This is a genomic window from Caulifigura coniformis (assembly GCF_007745175.1).
Classification (GTDB): Bacteria; Planctomycetota; Planctomycetia; order Planctomycetales; family Planctomycetaceae; genus Caulifigura; species Caulifigura coniformis.
Genome location: NZ_CP036271.1, coordinates 4041723 through 4060174, shown reverse-complemented (window position 1 = coordinate 4060174; position 18452 = coordinate 4041723). Strand labels below are relative to the sequence as shown.

The 18452-nt window shown below is 62.7% G+C and carries 13 protein-coding genes; 2 read left to right on the top strand and 11 right to left on the bottom strand.

The genetic code is table 11. The features are described 5' to 3' along the window. Positions 1-24 precede the first annotated feature (24 nt). From Pan44_RS16390 to carB, 8 genes are all read right to left on the bottom strand, one after another. On the bottom strand, positions 25-1791 hold the full coding sequence (locus Pan44_RS16390; protein ID WP_197453385.1) for a pilus assembly protein N-terminal domain-containing protein: 1767 nt from the start codon (positions 1789-1791) through the stop codon (positions 25-27). A gap of 184 nt (positions 1792-1975) precedes the next feature. Beyond that, complete coding sequence (gene cpaB / locus Pan44_RS16385; RefSeq protein WP_145031087.1) at positions 1976-3097, bottom strand: Flp pilus assembly protein CpaB; 1122 nt, start codon at positions 3095-3097, stop codon at positions 1976-1978. Between the two features lie 223 nt (positions 3098-3320). Beyond that, a complete protein-coding gene (locus Pan44_RS16380) occupies positions 3321-3872 on the bottom strand; it encodes an A24 family peptidase (protein ID WP_145031086.1) in 552 nt (183 codons plus the stop codon). 688 nt (positions 3873-4560) lie between these two features. Beyond that, entirely contained in the window at positions 4561-4725 is a 165-nt protein-coding gene (locus Pan44_RS16375) for a Flp family type IVb pilin (protein ID WP_145031085.1), read from the bottom strand. Between the two features lie 294 nt (positions 4726-5019). Continuing rightward, positions 5020-5655: an RNA polymerase sigma factor gene (locus tag Pan44_RS16370; RefSeq protein WP_145031084.1), complete on the bottom strand. Its 636-nt coding sequence runs from the start codon at positions 5653-5655 to the stop codon at positions 5020-5022. Between the two features lie 45 nt (positions 5656-5700). Next, positions 5701-6144: an acyl-CoA thioesterase gene (locus tag Pan44_RS16365; protein ID WP_145031083.1), complete on the bottom strand. Its 444-nt coding sequence runs from the start codon at positions 6142-6144 to the stop codon at positions 5701-5703. A gap of 13 nt (positions 6145-6157) precedes the next feature. Then, positions 6158-7306, bottom strand: a complete 1149-nt coding sequence (locus Pan44_RS16360) for an alpha/beta fold hydrolase (protein ID WP_197453384.1) — start codon at positions 7304-7306, stop codon at positions 6158-6160. Positions 7307-7358: 52 nt separating this feature from the next. After that, positions 7359-10622: a carbamoyl-phosphate synthase large subunit gene (gene carB / locus Pan44_RS16355; RefSeq protein WP_145031081.1), complete on the bottom strand. Its 3264-nt coding sequence runs from the start codon at positions 10620-10622 to the stop codon at positions 7359-7361. Between the two features lie 556 nt (positions 10623-11178). Between carB and Pan44_RS16350 the strand changes: the two genes are divergently transcribed. Together Pan44_RS16350 and Pan44_RS16345 are read left to right on the top strand one after the other, a co-directional pair. Then, positions 11179-12813, top strand: coding sequence for a S41 family peptidase (locus Pan44_RS16350; RefSeq protein WP_145031080.1), 1635 nt, complete (start codon positions 11179-11181; stop codon positions 12811-12813). A 162-nt stretch (positions 12814-12975) separates the two neighbouring features. Beyond that, entirely contained in the window at positions 12976-13887 is a 912-nt protein-coding gene (locus Pan44_RS16345) for a hypothetical protein (RefSeq protein ID WP_145031079.1), read from the top strand. A 35-nt stretch (positions 13888-13922) separates the two neighbouring features. On the opposite strand, the gene lepA is transcribed toward Pan44_RS16345, so the two are convergent. The 3 genes from lepA to Pan44_RS16330 all read right to left on the bottom strand — a co-directional run bounded on the left by lepA (position 13923) and on the right by Pan44_RS16330 (position 18334). Then, complete coding sequence (lepA, locus tag Pan44_RS16340) at positions 13923-15767, bottom strand: translation elongation factor 4 (RefSeq protein ID WP_145031078.1); 1845 nt, start codon at positions 15765-15767, stop codon at positions 13923-13925. Positions 15768-16133: 366 nt separating this feature from the next. Beyond that, positions 16134-17417, bottom strand: coding sequence for a glutamyl-tRNA reductase (hemA, locus tag Pan44_RS16335; RefSeq protein WP_145031077.1), 1284 nt, complete (start codon positions 17415-17417; stop codon positions 16134-16136). Continuing rightward, the gene (locus Pan44_RS16330; RefSeq protein WP_145031076.1) at positions 17414-18334 is read right to left on the bottom strand and encodes a cytochrome C assembly family protein; all 921 of its coding nucleotides are present in this window, start codon (positions 18332-18334) and stop codon (positions 17414-17416) included. Before Pan44_RS16330 ends, hemA begins: the two co-directional genes overlap by 4 nt. Positions 18335-18452 lie beyond the last annotated feature (118 nt).

Genomic DNA, 18452 nt, shown 5'->3' with positions numbered 1-18452 from the left:
GACCGAAGGGACAACGGAACAGGCTCAGCGGCCCGAACGGTCATCCAGGCGGGATGTCCGCTCGTCGGTCGGTTCAATCATTTCAATCTTGGCCGGCTTTCTGCCGGTGGAGTGTCCACTCCCTTCGGCCGAACTCCGGAGGTCAGCCCCCGTATTGGGCTTCACCGAGGAACCCGACTGCATGGCAGAGGCGTGAGTCTTCCTCGCCGGAGACCGCTCCGGTTCCATGCTTCCCGTGGCTCCAGAGACCCGTCCGCTCGCTGCGGAACGCGCTCCAGATGCCTGTTGCACCCGGCTGTCGGTCCTGGATCGCCGTCCCACCGACGCTTCCGTCGGGAAGGGCGGTGCGATCTCTTCGGAGGGAACAGCAGGCGGTGCAATGGTCGGACTCGTCGGGACTTCGTAGGGCGTGACCAGCTCCATGTGTCCGGCCGATCCGATGGGGTCGACCACTGGATTATACCGCGGGACTTCGACGAAACCGTCCAAATAGAACTCGTGGCTCGCGGCAGGCTCGGTGTTGGTCCCCGGGCCGGTGATTGGCAGTTGCCCGGGTGTGATCGGGGCAACCATCTGCGGCGTCACCATGATCAGCACTTCCGTCTCGCCGACATCCGATTCCCGGCGGCTGAAAGCCGAGCCAATCACCGGAATGTCTCCCAGGAACGGGAGTTTCACGCGTGACTCACGTTCCCGCTGCAGGATCAGTCCGCCGATGACGAGTGTTTCGCCAAACCGCATTTCGACCTCGGTGTTGACGCGACGCACGGAGATGCCGGGAACGATCGTTCCGCTGATGACCACCGCGCTCGACGCGTCGCGCTCGCTCACTTCCGGTGACAGGGCCAGTCGCAGCCGACCGTTTCCGAGCACCAGCGGCAAAGCTTCCATTCGCACGCCGAACGGTTTGAAGTCGACCGTGAAGGTTGTCGTGCCGGCGCCCGGCTGGGGGACGAGGATCGGGAATTCGCCGCCGGCCACCATCGTGGCCGGTCGCCCGCTGTTGGTGACCAGGGCAGTCTCAGCAAGGACTTTCGCCATCGAATTCGATTCGACTGCCTTGATGAACGCGTCAAACTGGCTCGAGCCCCCGAGCACGGTCGCGCTGACCGAGGGAGCCGTCAGCAGTGACGGCACGATGCTGAAGGACCCGTTGTCGTCAGCGTAGAAGAAATTGAAACCCAGTTCGCGAAGCTTCGCCCGCTGCACTTCCATCACCTTCACCTGCAGCTGCACCTGGCTCACGCCACCAACGTTCATCTGGTCGAGGACGTTCGGAGCATATTTCTTGGCAACTTCGACGATCCGCGGGATTTCGGTCGGGTCGATCACCCACCCGCGGAGCAGAACGTCGCCATTGAGTCCCACGACATCGATGCTGGCGCCCGGAAAAAGTCGACGCAGCATGGCCTGCAGGGCCCGCACGTCGGCGTCCACGAAGACTTCGACTGTATAGACGTTGTCGAATTCGTCGGTGAGCGTAAAAGAGGTGACTCCCGGCTTCTCGGCCTTGAGTCGGATCCGGCTGGCGGAGATCGCATCGATCGTCAGCACTTCCGGATCGTGCCCGTCAACCGTCTTGATGCGGTGGGGCAGTTCAATGATGCGGCTCTGGAGCTCGATGACCGTCAACTTCGTGTCGCGGCCAAGCAGCCGGACAAGTTGCTCGCCCGGACGGACTGGTTCCACGCCTGGAGGTGCGGCCTGCGCGTTTGCGGTCTGAGGCAGGTACGCCTGGCCGGCCAGCGCGGCAATCAGCGCGAAGGTCAGCATCATGCGTGAATCGTTCATCCCTGGCATCCCTGCACCCTCCCCACATTCAGAACGTCCTATTTTCCGGCACATTGCCCGGGCGGACGTTCGATGGCCTCTCGCATTCAATCCTTGAATGCGGCTTGCTTCGCGCTCTGTTCGATCACCCGCCCCGGCTACGGCGCTTTCGCACCGCCTGCCGGAGTTCATCTCACTCTCTGAATCACAACGTCGGCAACCCCGCGGGAACAGCTTCCGGCTCCGCCTTCACGGAAGTGGAGGGCAGTGGCCAGCCAAAGCTCTTCAACAGATTCGCAGCAGCCGAAGCGGCTTTTGCCGGCTCGGCAGACTCGGAATCCGTCTTCTTCTCGGGTTCGTTCTTCGCTTCTTCCTTGGTCAGTTCGAAGGGGTACGACTGGATATCGTTCCCCTTGTAAACCTTCACTTCCCAGGTCGCGACTTCTGTCTTCTCCGGAACCGGAGCCGGCTTGGGCGGGCTGGGAATCGCCGCCTTCGTCGACTCGAGGAAGGACGACAGATCCGGGGCAGCCGGCTTCTCCTGCACAACGGATTTTGGTTCTTCAGGCATCTCAGGGCCGCCCACTTCCGGGCGGTTCTGGCCATCGAGGCCCCGCAGGTCCGACAGCAGCTTTTCCGTCGCGGCCTTCGTGGTCTGGAGGGTCTTGTCCAGCGGGTTGCGCCAGACCAGCCCCAGTTGTCCTTTCCGCTGGGCCAGGGCCAGCCAGTTCACTTCTTCCGGCGTCACCACCAGCGAAATCTGGCGGGCGTTCACCTTGCTGTTGTCTCCTGTGGCAAGACGGTCACCCTTGGTCTTGTCCTGCACCGCAAACACGTCCACGCGTTCGAGGAGCGTCACCGATTTCGTCTCCACGCCCATCGACGTTTTGACATCAAACGTCACGAGCACGTCGACTTTGTCCCCGGGGTTCAGCATGTTGCTGGCGCTCTGGGTCTCGTCGACGTTGATCGTCGCGATTCGCGAACCGATCGGGATCTGGGCCGATTTCCCGATGACTCCCTTCTCGTTCAGCTTGCCTTTCGTGATGTAATCACCCTGCAGAACGGCCACCTTCAGCGACCGCTGCGCATATTGGTCAGGCTTCGTCACGCTGTCTTCACGGGCCCCTTCGACGGGGATCTCCTTGAATCCAACGTTGCCTTCCGACAACGGATCGCCTGGATTGATGTCGGTCAGAGCAACCGCCACATGGACGGTCCGCACTTCGGTCGTCTTCGGCTTGTTCAAGGCCTGCTGGACGCCAATCATCGCGACGAGGCCGCATCCGACCGCGACGCACAACAACATGAGTGTTTTGGGTTTCATGGCGACGCCAGGCCTCTGGCTTCCCTGTAAGGGGGCAGACAGGCAGCTCGCGCCGACACAACTCCAGTGTCAGAATCGGCACGCTCCGCGTCTCTGCTTCAATTTATGCGGGTTACAACGGTTGAATCAGGTTTGCAGGCACTTTCGGCAGGCTTCCCAGCTTGCCAGGATTGCGGCGGCGCATTACACGCCGCCGCGTCCCCCGTCTCTCATCCATCCAGACTCAGATCATGCCGTTCCAGCAGAAGTAGGCGATCGAGCCAATGCAGATGGGAATGCCGTAGGGCAGGAGCAGCATGTGCGGCTTGCGAGCTGCAGCAATTTTCGAAAGTTCGCGGGGGTCTTTCACATTGACCACTTCCGACAGGATCAGCATCGCATTGCCGTAGTGCTTGTCCCAGGCGCGACGCTTGATGACCATCACCAGCGCCATCAGTCCGCCGACAACCGCCGACCACAGGAACGCTTCCCAGGTCACCATCGCGCCCAGCCAGGCGCCAATGCCGGCCATCAGCTTCACGTCGCCGGCGCCCATGCCGCCCACCGCGTAGAGGGGCATCAGAGTTGCCAGGCCGACGCACATCCCGATCAGCCCGTCTCCCAGGCCCTGCCAGCCACCGACAGCAGTGCTGTAAATCAGGCCGGCGATGACCATCGGAAACGTGATCCAGTTCGGGACACGGAGTTCTTTCCCGTCAATCCACGCCGCGTAGATCAGCGTCGCGGCGACGAACTTGACGTGCCAGTTTTCGGTGAGAATCGTCTGCCAATCCATGTGTGTGGGCCTTTCAGCGATCTTTGTACTTTTGGACAAGAGGGGACGAGGTCCGTCCGGCACGGCTTTCGAAGCTGCGAAAGTCCCGCCGGTGTGAAAACCTAGGTCGCCGCAAGCCGTGGGGCGGATTGGCCTCGTGAGAATCTTTGGAAACACGCTGCCTGCACCGAAACAACCGTCATACCCGGTCTGTTCAACGCATCCGGAATGACTTCTCACCCCGCGTGCCAGACAAAAAAAGCCGCCCCGTAGAATGGGACGGCCTGGGTACTCGACTCTTGAGATCTCAATTCTGCGTCATGTCCTTGTTCGAGCGTCGTGAACGTCGAACAGATGTCAGCGTCACTGGTCTCGGCTGTCTTGACTCATTGATCTCACAGCAGAACTGTCAACGACTGTTGTTGCTCCACGGTCAGTCAGGGCCGCCCACCAGGGAGCAGGAACTGAACGAACATCGCAGACATCCCAACAACAACGGCCGGGAGCCAATGCAGCAACGAATGGTCTAACCAGAAGGGCATCATGAGTATGGACCTTGGAAGGTCTGTGTCCCGGGAGGTCTCACCCCGCGCTTTCGGGCAGGGGAGAGCGATGAATCTGAAAAATGCCCGGTGCGAGGTTTGACCCTCGCCCGGGTGGCGAAAAAGCAGCGATCGAACTCCAGCGGCCATCCAAGGGCCGCAGGGAATTACGTGAGGCTGTTCTTGACTTCGTCGAACTTGGCGGCAGCGTTGGTGCCGATGGCACGAACGGCGGTCAAGCAGACCACGACGATCAGGGCGAGCATGACGGCGTATTCAACGGCCGTGGGACCATCTTCCGACTTCAGGAACTTCTTGACGCTGTTGATCATTTTTTTGTCCTTTGTTTGCACACACCCTCATCCCGGCTTGCCGTCCGGAACAAGGATCAGATCTGAGTCGCCGTTACTCGCGGCGAAGGCCCCAAACCCGACACATCCACACCCTCGCCACTGCGAGGAAAAATCCCTAAGAAGCCCTTCAGACCCGAAGGGAGTTTGTCAGCGGGTCAGCCCCGGAGACACGCAAACCTAGGTCAGGCTTTGGGATGGTCAAATCGGATCTGGAAATCTTTTCCGATTTCAGAAGATGGAGAAGCAGCGGCCCGCAGAGCGTCTTGCCCAGGCTCAGGATGTTTCGCCAAGGCAACGCGGGTCGAGGACGACTTTCAATCGCACTGCTTCGGCTTTCAGCCGCGCCACAAGGAACTGCTTGTGGTTCGCGACGTCTTGCTCGCTGATCCCCAGTCGCGCCGCAGCATCCTTGTTCGCCAGCCCGCAGACGAACAGCAGTTCCAGGCACTTCAGCCGGTCAAACGCTTTCCTGGCCAGGCAGTCGTCGATCAGAGGCCGCAACACGGCCGCAACGAACTGTTCTTCAGACTCCCGGCGTTCGCGACTGCGGGCCATGCTCGAGGCCACCCGGACACGCGAGTCGGGCAGGGGAGTGTCGTCCTCCTGACGGGGCGACTCCTGCAGTGGAGGTCGGCGACCACGCCGGCGAAGCACATCCGTGATCTTGTGCGCCGTGATCGCAAACAGGAATGCTTCCAGAGGACGCGAATCGTCATAGTTCGGCAGCCCCGTCAGGAATCCGACGAACGTCTCCTGGACGACATCTTCCGACGCGGCCCGATCCCGCAGCCGGCTTTCGGCAAAAGCGATCAGCCGCCCTTCATACGCGGCGATGCAGTCCTTCCACGCATCCGGATCACCCGATCGGATGCGTTCGACAAGGAGCCGGTCGGTGCGTGGAACGGACATGCTCTTCAGAACGCGGGAATGCCCGGAACGGATCTCCGCCGGCAGTCATTTTCTCGCCGAGGCCGGCACATGCGGCGTCGATTCATGGATCAGCGACCGATAGTCGTCCGGAAGGTCGACCGAGGTCAGCGTGCCATCGGGATGACAGATGCAGCAGGCCGTCTTCATTCTTCCCGCCGCCAGCCGCGTCGCCTCCCGCCAGAACTCAATCTGATACGTCACGGATCGCAGCCCGACCCGCTCCACGTCCAGTCGGCAATCCACCACGTCCTCGTAGCGTGCAGGAGCATTGTAGTTGCACGACGCGGAGACCCGTGGCCATCCGAGTACCTGACCGTCGGGCTGGTGATGCATGATGCTCAGCCCCAGCGACCGGAAGTATTCGTGTTCGGTCTCTTCCATCCAGCGATAGAAGTTCGCGAAGTGCACGATCCCGGCCATATCGGTCTCGGAGAACTGCACGCGGCGCTGGGTGGAAAACAACGGCATGGGAGAACGGCAATCAGAAACATCGGGGACGTGAGGGGCCGTCGGGTTCGAATCCGGGCGACCGGGGCGGCCCCTGGTCCGGACGATCGTCGGCGTTCGCCGATTCTAGCGACCCCATCCCGACATTGTTCGCCTCCTCCGGCTTTTTCGCGATCGGGTTCGCGACTCCCGATTCCGCCAGCACCCCACTCGCAAGGAACCGCTTCGTCGCCGCGATGACGGCCGGGTCGCGCATCATGAAGGTATGCAGGGCAGGGACTCTGAGAAAATCGGCCGCGCCTGCCAGCCGCGTCGACTCCACGGCGACAGTCCCGTCGTCATCCCCCGCAATCCAGGGGTTGAATCCAGCGGCCGTCCCCTTTCCCCCCGCGATGATCCCAAACGGAAAATCGGGCGTCGGCAGCCGCGAGACATACGCATCCGGCCCTTCACAGAGCTGCGCGCCCGCGGGGCCGTAGATCGTTTTGAAGAGTCGCACGTTCTTCAGGAGATTTGCAAGGTTCGCCCCGTGATTGGGAACCCCCAGCATCACCATTCGCCGGATTCGCGGATCTCGATGCGCGCTGAGGTACTGACGGACAACCAGCCCCCCCATGCTGTGAACGACGAGGTCGATCTCTTCGATTCCGTCGAGCGACTCGAGAGTCTGGTGCAGATACTCGGACGATTCCTCGATCGACACCTGGGTGCTCGGATAGTCGAACCCGACCACTTCGTAGCCGTCGGCGACGAGTGCCTCCCTCATCGCCGAGAACGAGTGCGAGGAGCGGATGATTCCATGAATCAGGACCACTCCCTTTCCGGACATCGGCTTCAGCCCGCGGGACTTCTTGACTCCCTCAAGCGTCTTCCGGCATTGCTCGACTGTCCCCCACGCCTGCCGGCGATCCTCCGGATCAAGCAGGCGGCTATGCCCCGTCAGAACATTGGTCTGGATCCGCCAGCCGCGAAAATGCAGGCGGTCACCCCAGAACTGCCGGCCTCCCAGAGTTCCCGCCGGAAGGTTCCACATATCGTGTTCGTCAACGGGGTGAACGGCCTGGACGTCTGGATTCACGGGAGCCTCCGATGGCGCCCGGTCATCCGGCTCGCGGCCGTAAGATCGAACAGTCAATGCGAGCAGGCCGACGCCACTCAGCAGGCGTCGTGACACAGTCAACATCACGCCAGATTTCCCGAGGGCCATTGTCGTCCCTGACGGACGAATTCCGTCCTCACATCTCCTGCATCCACTCCTGCAGCGACTGAACCTCAGGCTGGGAATGTTCGTGGATGTACTCGATCGCCTTTACCATCGCGAGGCAGCCGGGCAGGGTGGTCACACACGGCACACCGTAGAGCACGGCCGCGGCGCGAATCCGCCCTTCGTCAGTCCGGCTTCCTTTGCCGCTCGGCGTGTTGAAGATGAACTGCACGTCGCCGTTCGCCATATAGTCCAGGAGGTTCGGCCGGCCTTCCTGAACCTTCTTCACGACTTCCACTTCGATCCCCGCCCGCTCCAGGACGGCGGCCGTCCCACTCGTCGAGAGGATCTTGAAACCGAGCTTCGCCAGCCGACGCACCGGCTCGATCATCGCGTCCTTGTGACGGCCGGTCATGCTGATGAATACCCGGCCCTCGCGCACCATGTCGATGCCGGCCGCGATCTGGCTCTTCGCAAACGCCGCCGGGAAATCCCGGGCGATCCCCATCACTTCGCCGGTCGACTTCATCTCCGGCCCGAGAATGATGTCCACACCCGGGAAACGGTTGAACGGAAAAACGCTCTCTTTCACAGACGTGTGCTTCGGATGGACTTCCGTCGTGAAGCCCTGTTCCTTCAGCGAAACGCCGGCCATCACCTTCGCCGCCATCTTCGCCAGCGACAGCCCGGTCGCCTTCGACACGAAGGGAGACGTCCGACTGGCCCGGGGATTCACTTCGAGGATGTAGACTGTATGCGAGTTGTTCGAATAGTCCCGTTTCACGGCGAACTGGATATTCATCAGTCCGCAGACTTCCAGTTCCCGAGCGAGGGCGTAGGTTCCCTGCTTGATCTCATCAATGATCGATTCGGGGAGCGAGTAGGGGGGCAGGGCACACGCGGAATCGCCGCTGTGCACGCCGGCCTCTTCGATATGCTCCATCACGCCGCCGACGAGCGTCGTCTCGCCGTCGGAGATCGCATCCACGTCGACTTCGATCGCGTCTTCGAGGAACTGGTCGATCAGCACCGGATGGTCCGGTGAAACGTCGACCGCTTCCGTCATGTAGCGGACCAGCTGAGCCTCTTCGTAACAGATCTCCATCGCCCGTCCCCCCAGCACATAGCTGGGACGAACGAGAATCGGATAGCCGATGCGGGCCGCAATCGCGCGGGCCCCCTCGACATTGCTGGCCGTACCGTTCGGTGGCTGCTTCAACCCGACCTTGTTCAGGATCTGCTTGAACTTCTCGCGGTCTTCCGCAGCGTCGATCATCGCCGGGCTCGTTCCCACGATCGGCACGCCCGCCGCTTCGAGCCCCTTCGCCAGGTTCAGCGGCGTCTGTCCGCCGAACTGCACGATCACGCCGTCCGGCTGCATGCGATCGCAGATGTTGAGGACGTCTTCGGTCGTCAGCGGCTCGAAGAACAGAACGTCGGAGGTGTCGTAGTCCGTCGAAACCGTTTCCGGGTTCGAGTTCACCATGATGCTCTCGATGCCCAGCTCGCGCATGGCGAACGACGCCTGGCAGCAGCAGTAGTCGAACTCGATCCCCTGGCCGATCCTGTTCGGGCCGCCGCCGAGAATCATGATCCGGCGAGGCTTCTCCGGATTGCGGGCCGGCGTCTCGTCTTCCTGCTCGTAGGTGCTGTAGTAATACGGCGTGTAGGCCTCGAACTCGGCCGCGCAGGTGTCGACCTGCTTGTAGACAGCCGCGACTCCCTTCTCCTTCCGGATGCGACGGACCTCCATCTCCGTGGAGTGCCACCACCACGCCAGCTGACGGTCCGAGAAGCCCATCTGCTTGAACTTCAGCAGCTGCTCTTTGGTCGCCGCCTCCGGACTGCCGATCGCGATAATCTGCTCTTCCGCCCGCACCATGTCCCGCAGGCTGCGCAGGAACCACGGGTCGATCGCCGTCAGTTCGAAAATCGTTTCGACTGTCATTCCCGACTTCAGTGCATACCGCAGGTAATGCACTCGCTCCGCGTTGGGAGTCGCGAGATTGCGCCGGATCTCTTCCTCATCGGGCGCGTTTTCCGTCCCCCATCGATCTTTCTTGCCGCCGCCGAATCCGAAGTGCCCGACTTCGAGGCCCCGCAGGGCCTTCTGGAATGATTCCTTGAACGTCCGGCCGATCGCCATCGTTTCGCCAACCGACTTCATCTGTACGGTGAGCGTCGCGTCGGCATCGGGGAACTTCTCGAACGTCCACCGCGGAATCTTCGTGACGACGTAATCGATCGTCGGTTCGAAGCAGGCCAGCGTCTCGCGGGTGATGTCGTTCGGAATTTCATCAAGCCGGTAGCCGACCGCCAGCTTTGCGGCGATCTTGGCGATCGGGAACCCTGTCGCCTTCGAGGCCAGAGCGCTCGACCGGCTGACACGCGGATTCATCTCGATGACGGTCATCCGGCCGTTCTTCGGATTAATCGCGAACTGGACGTTCGACCCGCCGGTTTCCACTCCAATCTCGCGGATGCACGCGAAAGTCGCGTCGCGCATCCGCTGGTATTCCTTGTCCGTCAGCGTCTGGATCGGCGCTACGGTGATCGAATCGCCCGTGTGCACCCCCATCGGGTCGAAATTTTCGATCGAACAGATAATGACGCAATTGTCGGCACAATCGCGCATCACCTCCATCTCGTACTCTTTCCACCCCAGCACCGACTCCTCCAGCAGCACTTCGCTGACAGGGGAGAGCTTCAGCCCGTGGCGAACCTTTTCTTCGAACTCCTCGCGGTTGTAGGCGATGCCCCCGCCCGTGCCTCCGAGCGTGTAGCTCGCCCGGATGATGATCGGCAGGCCGATCTCGCGCATCGCCGCCCGCGCTTCCTCCATCGTGTGGACGACCATGCTCTTCGGCACGTCCAGCCCGATCTTGATCATCGCCTGCTTGAACGACTCGCGGCCTTCGGCCTTCGCGATGACGTCCGCCCGGGCGCCGATCATCTCGACCCCGAGCTGCTGCAGGATCCCGCGACGGTGCAGGTCCATCGCCGTGTTCAGACCGGTCTGGCCTCCCAGGGTGGGGAGCAGGGCGTCCGGCCGTTCGCGCTCGATGATCTTGGCGACGTACTGCCAGGTGATCGGCTCGATGTAGGTCCGGTCCGCCGTCCCCGGGTCGGTCATGATCGTCGCCGGGTTCGAATTCACCAGGACAACTTCATAACCCTCGTCACGCAACGCCTTGCAGGCCTGCGTGCCGGAGTAGTCAAACTCACAGGCTTGGCCAATCACGATGGGGCCTGAGCCGATGATCAGGATCTTCTTGAGGTCGTTTCGCCGGGGCACGTCTGGAACAGTTCGAAAGCGTCGCTGGGTGAGCGCGCACCGCGGACCCATTCAGGGCCGCTCGTTGAATCGAGGCAAAGCGGGCGCAAAATTTCACCAACCGTAACAATCGCCCCCCTAGATTCAAGCCACACGACCGTTGACCGCTCAGCGGCTGCAGCCGGCCCCAACGGACGGCCCTTCCAATTCCCAACGCAACTCCCGCAGGGCAGGGGAGTAATGCCAGGCAGGCAACCTCGGCAAGCAGGGAAGGCCGCGTTGGCTTTGACGGGATTGAGGCAGAAACAGGGATTCGCCGGTTGTGCGAGGTCTCCTCATTACGCCACAACGGAGAGTCGTTCCGGCAGGGAAAACTGTGCTCCGTCGTCATTCGACAACATGAACCCCTTGAGGTTTTTTGCTCACGTGCGCATCGTGGACTAGGTTCCAGCAGGACGTGCCGTTGGCTACGCGATGTTTCGCCGGCCAGTCAGGGATGCTTACGGCCGTGAAGTTGCGTAGTGGGATCTGGAAGGAATGAAGTCAGACCCGCTGCGGGGACGCCGTGGAGGCAGGTATGTTGCTGGTTTCTCGCCGGTCCGTTCGCCGGACCGTCATTTCCGTCGCGATTGCTCTCGTTTCGATCGTCGGCACTCCGCGCCTCGCCCGCTCACAGGAGAACGCCACCCAGGTCACCGCCGCCCAGGCGGCCGACTCCGGTGCCCGACTCGAGAGGGAACGCAAGTGGCGAGACGCCATCGACCTCTATAAGCACGCCCTCGAGAGCTGGCCGGAAGACCCGAACCTCAAGTACGGCCTCCGTCGGGCCCAGTTCCAGTTCGGCATCGACCGTCGCTACAGCGACCAGTCGTTCCTGACCACGCTGCGGCCGATGTCCCGCGATGCGGCCCTGGCCGCCTTTGATGAAATCCTCGGACATATCCGCGCTCACTTCGTCGATTCCATCGACACCACGTCCATCGTCGCGCATGGCACCGAAAGCCTCTGGCTCGCGTTGCGGAACGAACGCTTCGTCGAACAGAACCTCTTCGGCGCAGATCAGGGCAGGATCGATGCCTTCCGCGACACCCTTCGCGAACGCTACTGGAACAAGCCCGTCTCCAGCGATGTCGACGCCCGCCGCGTGATCTCGGAAGTCTGCGACCTCGGTCGCAAGTCCCTCGGACTCGAAGCCGGCCCGATCGTTCAGGAATACGTGTTCGGAGCCTGCAATTGCCTCGACGACTACAGCAACGTGCTGACGCCAGGCCGGCTCAACGACCTCTACAGCAACATCGAAGGCGAATTCGTCGGCATCGGCATCGTGATGGAAGCCGAACTCGGCAAAGGGATGAAACTCGTGCAGGTGCTTCCGGAAAGCCCGGCCCATGAGAAGGGGCTTCGGGCAGGCGATGTCATCGTCGGCATCGACGGACGCGACTGTCGCTTCATGAGTACCGACGAAGCCGCCGGCCTGCTCACCGGTAAAGCCAACTCACAGGTCCGGCTCGAAGTCACTGGCCCCGCCGGCCGCCGCGAAGCCAGCGTCACCCGCCGGGAAGTGCAGGTGAAGAGCATCCCGGTGGCGAAGATCATCGATTCCCAGAACGGCGTCGGCTACATCCAGATGACCGGCTTCCAGAAAAGCTCGGCCGTCGAACTCGACGAAGCCCTCAATAAGCTTGAACGCGAAGGGATGAAGGCCCTGATCTGGGACGTCCGCGGCAATCCCGGCGGCCTCCTGACGGCTGCCGTCGAAGTCCTCGACCGCTTTATCGACAAGGGAACCCTCGTCGAAACCCGCGGACGGACCTACGACCAGAACTACACCTACACGGCTCATGCCCCCGGCACGCACAATGTCCCGATCATCCTGCTGATCGATGGAAGCTCGGCAAGCGCCAGCGAAATCGTCGCAGGAGCGATTCGCGACCACCACCGCGGCAAGATCGTCGGCCGGAAGTCGTACGGCAAATGGTCGGTCCAGAGCATCTACGATCTGCGGACCGGCGGAGGCGTGCGTCTGACGACCGCCAAGTTCTACTCCCCCAACGGCGACACCCTGGGCAAGATCGGTGTGAAGCCCGACGTGGAGATCACGGTCGAAAAGGGATTCAGCCGTGCGATCGGCGAAGTTGATGCCGCCCGGGACCCGGACATCGCGAAGGCGATCGAACTGATCCGAACCGACAGCGCCCTCACCCGTCGCTGATATCCCCCGGAAATGACCTTCAAGGCCGGCCCGATTCCGTACGGGCCGGCCTTTCTTCGTTTTGCTCGCGGGGGTTCAGGCTCTAGGCTGGTCACTTGTCATCCATGCCCGCCTGAACGACCGTCTCGGCTCTCCTGTTCCCCGGCCCGATTCTCCCGCCTCATGTCCGCCGATCCTCAGGAATTTCGCGTTCCCGCCTGGATCCGGGATGGCATCGGCCGGATGCCGCGCGTGTCGTGGATCTATTCCTCGGGCAAAGGGGTGAAAGCCATCGCGCTCGCCCGTGAAACGGCCGACCTCTTCGTCGCCGACGACGATCGGGGCCTGGCCCGCATCGACGGTCGCGGGGAGCTCTCCTATCTCACCCGCCTGCCGAGGTCCGCACGCATGGTCGCCGTCAGCGACGATGGCCAGTGGGGAACGGCCGTCGTCGACTACGGCACGATCTATCGCTTTGATCGCTCACTGAAGTTCGTGTGGGAAACGGAACTTTCCGAACCGTGCATGGCGATCGCCATGGCGCCGTTCGGCTACCAGACCGCCATTGCCCTGTCGGACGGGGCGACCGAAATCCTCAACGAACGTAAACGGCGGATCGCGAAGTTCGAAACGGTCCGGCCGCTCGCCTCGCTCGAATTCTGCACGCAGGCGCCGCTGCTGTTCGGGGCGGCCGAACATGGCCTTGTCGGCTGCTATGAACTGAACGGCGGCGAAGTCTGGCAGGAACGGTTCTGGTCCAACGTCGGCGATCTCGCGACGACCGGCGACGGCGATCTCGTGTACCTCGCCGGCTCGGCCCATGGGGTCCAGACACTTGATGGCGACGGCGCTTCGGTCGGTGCGTACGTCGTCGAAGGAACCGTCCGCCGCGTCGCCTGCAGCTACGAAACGCGGCGGGTCATCGCCTCCACCATCGAGCGACAGCTGTTCGTGATGGATTCGCAGGGAGACGTGATCTGGCAGGCCGAGACGCCGGAAGATGTCGTCGACATCGCCTGCGACGCCTTCGGCGACGAAGTGACGGTCGCTCTCACGAACGGTGAGATCTTCCGGCTCGACTGGGGGGGCATCTAGGCGCCGGGGACGGTCGGATGCCGACCTTCCGCGACTCAGTCGTCGCCCGCTTCGAGCACGCTCAGGAATGCCTTCTGCGGAATCTCGACCTGGCCGAACTGCTTCATCCGCTTCTTGCCCTCTTTCTGCTTCTGGAGCAGCTTCCGCTTACGGGAGATATCGCCGCCGTAGCACTTGGCGGTGACGTTCTTGCGGAGGGCGGAAATCGTTTCGCGGGCGATGACGCGGGCGCCAATGGCGGCCTGCAGCGCGATTTCGAACTGGTGCTTGGTGATCTCTTCTTTCAGCTTCTTCACCAGCGCGCGGCCGCGACGTTCGGCGAAGCCCCGGTAGACGATCGTCGACAGCGCATCGACCTTCACCCCCTTGACGAGGATGTCCATCTTCACGAGGTCGGCGGCGCGGAAGCCGATGACTTCATAGTCCATCGTGCCGTAGCCCTGGGTGACGGACTTCAGCTTGTCGTGCATGTCATAGATGATTTCCGCGAGCGGCAGCTCGTAGACCAGCTGCGCCCGGTCCGGTCCCAGGAACTCAGTGCCGATGTAGATGCCGCGGCGGTCGCCGCACAACTGCATGATGACGCCGATGTTCTTCGAGGGGACGATGAACGTCACCTTCGCAATCGGCTCGCGGAACTCTTCGATCACGCCGGCGTCAGGCGTTTCGACAGGGTTGTCGATCTGCACCACTTCCCCGCCGCGCTTCAGGATCTGGTACGTGACGTTCGGCGCCGTCTGGATCAGGTCGACGTCGGCTTCGTCTTCGAGACGCTGCTGGATGATCTCCATGTGCAGCATGCCCAGGAACCCGCAGCGGAAGCCGAATCCGAGGGCGTCGCTGGTTTCCGGAGCGAACGAGAAGCTGGCGTCGTTGAGCGCCATCTTGTCGAGTTCTTCGCGGAGGTGCTCGAAGTCGGTCGCGTCGATCGGGTACATGCCGCAGAAGACCATCGGCTTCGGCTGCTTGTATCCGGGGAGCGCCTCGGCCGCCTGCCGGCCGGCGTGAGTCACCGTGTCGCCGACGTGCACGTTTCCGAGCACCTTGATGCCGGTGATGATGTAACCGACCTGGCCGACGCCGAGCGATTCGCAGGCGACCATGTTGGGGCGGAACTGGCCGAGGTCCAGAACTTCGTGTGACGTTCCGCCTTTCATGAACCGGATCTTGTCCCCCTTGTTGATCGTCCCTTCCTTCACGCGGATGTAGGTCACCACGCCGCGGTAGTCGTCGTATTTGCTGTCGAACACGAGCGCCTTCAGCGGCGCGGTCGGCTCGCCCTTGGGGGGATGAATCCGTTCGACAAGCGCCCGCAGCACGCTCTCGATATTCAGCCCCTGTTTGGCGCTGACCCGCAGCGCCGTCGAACCGTCGAGCCCCAGAATGGTCTCAACTTCGTTCAGCACCTCGTCGATGCGCGTGACCGGCAGGTCGATCTTGTTGACGACCGGAATGATCTCCAGATTGCCTTCGATCGCGGCGTAGGCGTTCGCCACTGTCTGGGCCTGCACGCCCTGGAACGCATCGACGAGCAGCAGCGCGCCTTCGCACGCCGCGAGGCTTCGCGACACTTCGTAGTGGAAGTCGACGTGCCCCGGGGTATCGATGAGGTTCAGCTCGTACCGGCCCGGCGGAACTTCCATCCCCGGAAGGACGTGCGACGTTTCATCCGGTCCCGTGTAGTCGTAGTAGATCGCGACGGCGCGGGCTTTGACCGTAATGCCCCGCTGCCGTTCAACGGCCAGGTCGTCGAGGATCTGCGACTGGAACTCCCGCTCCGTGATGGCGGCGGTTTTCAGCAGCAACTGGTCGGCGAGGGTGCTCTTCCCGTGGTCGATGTGCGCAACAATCGAGAAATTCCGAATGAACTCACGCTGCATGAAAGTTGACCGCCAAAAGCACAACGCCTGGAAAGAGATAGGAGAAGTACGAAGTATAGAGGTCCGTTCGGCCGACAGGCAATTGGGCTTCCCGACAGCCCCCGGAATCACCCATTTGCGGTCACATTCGATGCCGAGGGCGACCGAGGAGGGCGCTTGGATGGGTGGTCCCGACTTCTTGCCCTCTTTCCCGAGGCCAAGTGGGTGGTTTCCCCGAAGCCAGGAGGCTGGGAGCGCCGCCACGCCGGCCATCGCCAGGGACTGGCGTTGCGTGTGTGGCTCTCAGAAATCAATCCTGTGGTCGCGTGCATAGTCCCTCCACAGGACGTGAGGGGTTGCGCGCGAAGTGGCGGGCCTGGTCCCAGCTCAGGGATCGGTGATCCGGAAGAGTCGGCGGATTGCATCCAGAAGTCCGTGGTGCGTCCCGGCCTGCGCCTCGTCTTTGAGAGTTTCCAGCGGGGGATGCAGCAGCTTGTTCACGATCCGCTCGACCCCGCGTTCAATCACCTGGCGGTCGGCCGGCGTCAGGGCGGGCAGTTTCCGGAACACGAGTTCCAGTTCCTGCCTGCTGACGTCATGCCACGATTCCCGCAGTTGCCGGATGATCGGGCCGGTCGCCTTGTGCGACAGGTCGGCCAGGAAACGGGCGGTTTCCTCGCCGATGAGGGACTCCGCCCGTGAGATTTCCTGCCGGCGGGCGTCGCGGTTTTTCAGGCAGGTGGCCTCCAGACTGTCGATGTCGTAGAGGAATACGGCGTCATCGACGGTGGCGACATCGGGCGTGAAAATCCGCGGCGCGCCCAGATCGAGGATGAACACCGAGTTTCCATCGCCGGCATTCCGGGCTGCGCGGAACCGGGCCGCGTCGACCAGGGGCTTGTCCCCGCCGGCCGCCCCGACGATCACGTCCGCTGTCCCCAGCAGGCGGTCCAGGTCTTCCCACGGCCGAACTTCGCCGCCGAACTGATCGGCCACACGCTCGGCCCGTTCCCGGCTGCGGTTGCAGACGAGAATCCGGCCGACCCCTTCATCCTTCAGATAGCGGAGAGTCTCCTCGGCCATCTCGCCCGCGCCGATTACCAGCGTCGTCTTATCGTCGAACCGGTCGAAAATGCTCCGGCCGAAGTCGCCGACCGCCACGCTCGCGATCGACACGCGCCCTTCCACCAGCTTCGTTTCACTACGGACGCGGGCCGAAACTGCGAGGGCCCTCTGGAACAGGGCATTCGTCACGGGGCCGCTCGCTTCGCAGCGTGAGGCGAGCTCGTACGACTTTTTCACCTGGCTGACGATCTGGCTCTCGCCGACCACCATGCTGTCGACGCTCGCGGCAACGGCAAACAGGTGTCGCACCGCTTCGTCATCGGTGCTGAAAACGAGATCGTCGAGAAAGTCATCCAGCGGGACGCCGTGGAACTCGGAGAGGAACCGCGCGATGTCCTGGAAGGTCGGCCCGGAGTCGGGAGACTGCGGGGCGGAGTAGATCTCCACGCGGTTGCAGGTGGAGACGATGACGTTCTCGGCCGTCGGAAATCGAATCCGCAGTTCTTCGAACGCGCGGCAGAGCGAATCATCGGTGGCGAATGCCAGCCGTTCGCGGACCGACAGGTCGGCCGACCGGTAGTTGCAGTACACGACCTGCAGCTTCATGACGGCCTCCCTGTGGAAGGCGTCGAGGGGAGCCCGATCGTGGCAGCCTGTCCGACGTTCGCCGGCCCGGCTGCTTTGGCGGATCGGCCGCGCCCGTGCATGCCGCCGCTGACAATTCCCAGCGTGACGACGGTCGCAAGGACGAATCCGCCGGCGAGCAGGGTCCTCCATGCGACGATGCGGCCTGTCGGCCGGCGCGACGTCAGCAGCCAGCCGAACAGTACCACCAGTGCCAGCCACGCCACTCCACTGACGAGGAACGACCAGTTCAACAGCGACACGGGCTGGCTGGTTTTCTGGCTCAGCCACGTGAGCAACGCCCCTGTCGCCATCCCGAGGGTGAGCAGCGGCACGGAGATCACGATGCACCACCAGTTCAGGCGGGCCGTCCGCTCGAGGCTGAAGAGCCGGAAGCCTTCGGTTTCCCCGGTGCGATGGCGGAGCCGCGAATACTGGATCAGGTACATCACGCTGAATCCGCCAGCGATCACGACGCCGGCGATCCCCAGCACGAGGAATGCGGCGTGGGCCATGCCCCACCAGCGGAGAGAATCGAGATGCGCGTTCGGCTCGCGACTGACGAATCGGGACGCGATGACGAACAACAGGGCCGCGGGAAGAATGAACAGCCCGACCGGCACGTCCTTGTGGAGGAGCGCGATCAGGAGATAGACGGGAACGGTGAGCCAGGCGACGACGAGCAGCCAGTCGTGGGTCGACGCCAGAAGCGGCGGGAGATCGATGGCCCGGCTGCGGGACAGGAGGTAGATCGTCTGGGCCACGAAGCCAGCCGCGGCGGCGAGCCATGCGGCCCAGCGGTTGATCGGCATGGGGCGCAGCAGTCGCGTGGCCTCCAGCGCCGCGGCGAGCGCGTAGCTGGCGAGGAAGCAGGTCAGCGATGTGTTGGCGAGGCTCATGCTTAACGTTGTACATCCGTTGTCGACGCTGCCAGCGTCGACGGATCAGCAATCGGCAATGATGGCAGGAGATGACCGGAGGCGACCGCCGACCGCCACGGAACCGACGCTGGCAGCG

Excerpts from the sequence above, each read along its gene's own strand:
- Pan44_RS16330 (WP_145031076.1), bottom strand. The coding sequence starts at position 18,334 with ATGAGCCTCGCCAACACATCGCTGACCTGCTTCCTCGCCAGCTACGCG.
- lepA (WP_145031078.1), bottom strand. The coding sequence starts at position 15,767 with ATGCAGCGTGAGTTCATTCGGAATTTCTCGATTGTTGCGCACATCGAC.
- Pan44_RS16390 (WP_197453385.1), bottom strand. The coding sequence starts at position 1,791 with ATGAACGATTCACGCATGATGCTGACCTTCGCGCTGATTGCCGCGCTG.
- Pan44_RS16365 (WP_145031083.1), bottom strand. The coding sequence starts at position 6,144 with ATGCCGTTGTTTTCCACCCAGCGCCGCGTGCAGTTCTCCGAGACCGAT.
- Pan44_RS16360 (WP_197453384.1), bottom strand. The coding sequence starts at position 7,306 with ATGTTGACTGTGTCACGACGCCTGCTGAGTGGCGTCGGCCTGCTCGCA.
- hemA (WP_145031077.1), bottom strand. The coding sequence starts at position 17,417 with ATGAAGCTGCAGGTCGTGTACTGCAACTACCGGTCGGCCGACCTGTCG.
- Pan44_RS16345 (WP_145031079.1), top strand. The coding sequence starts at position 12,976 with ATGTCCGCCGATCCTCAGGAATTTCGCGTTCCCGCCTGGATCCGGGAT.
- Pan44_RS16375 (WP_145031085.1), bottom strand. The coding sequence starts at position 4,725 with ATGATCAACAGCGTCAAGAAGTTCCTGAAGTCGGAAGATGGTCCCACG.
- Pan44_RS16350 (WP_145031080.1), top strand. The coding sequence starts at position 11,179 with ATGTTGCTGGTTTCTCGCCGGTCCGTTCGCCGGACCGTCATTTCCGTC.
- Pan44_RS16370 (WP_145031084.1), bottom strand. The coding sequence starts at position 5,655 with ATGTCCGTTCCACGCACCGACCGGCTCCTTGTCGAACGCATCCGATCG.
- Pan44_RS16380 (WP_145031086.1), bottom strand. The coding sequence starts at position 3,872 with ATGGATTGGCAGACGATTCTCACCGAAAACTGGCACGTCAAGTTCGTC.
- cpaB (WP_145031087.1), bottom strand. The coding sequence starts at position 3,097 with ATGAAACCCAAAACACTCATGTTGTTGTGCGTCGCGGTCGGATGCGGC.